This window comes from Caulobacter sp. 05T431, from assembly GCF_056665975.1.
The window spans coordinates 1-644 of record NZ_JBFTKU010000064.1; the positions used below are offsets into that span (position 1 = coordinate 1).

1 protein-coding gene is annotated in these 644 nt (G+C 58.5%); it reads right to left on the minus strand.

The window, feature by feature from the left end; all coding sequences use genetic code 11:
* Positions 1 to 109: 109 nt before the first annotated feature.
* The coding region (locus AC1U89_RS24545) for a hypothetical protein (protein WP_479902219.1) at positions 110 to 644 on the minus strand (535 nt) is incomplete at its 5' end.

Below are 644 nucleotides of genomic sequence, written 5' to 3' on the forward strand. Positions count from 1 at the left end.
GTGCTGGGCACCAGCAGCCCATGGAAGTCCCCTTCATGGACAAGCTAAGTGGTCCTTTATGACCCCGTGCCCTTTTGCAGGCCTGATGCCGCCGCTCGGTAGCGCCACCTCAAAGGGACCTAAGTCGCTCTATATGGCGGCGCTGTTCTTTGTCGTCCTGTTTGACGTGAACACTGACCAGGACACAGTTGCCGTCTGGCTTGTAGTAAACGCGGCCCATATCCTCGCTGCCAGCGATCCCGGTAGCAAGCTTGGAGACTTCTCGCCATCCGCGCATGCCTTCAAGATCCTTCCCCACGATCTGCCCCATATCAATCTGCACGAGTGCCCGGAGCACCGACGCGGGTGCGTCGATATTGGCCAATACTTCGACACTGTCGAGAACGAAGGAAAGCCGCGCAAACGCCGTGTCCAGGAACCCCGGAACGCCGCGGCGAGGCGCGACATGAGCGGCAGCATCTCGACGGCGCTCTCGTTCCTGTCCCCCGAGTTCTTCGAGCCTCTCCTGAAGGCCGGCTAATGTGGCCTCCAAGGTCAGGATCCTTGAATCACTTCGCTCTGCTTCATACCGAAAGTTTGCGAGACTGTTGTGGAGATCGGAGTTTTCGGCCAGAGCAAACTCGAGAAATTCTTCGGTCTCCGAC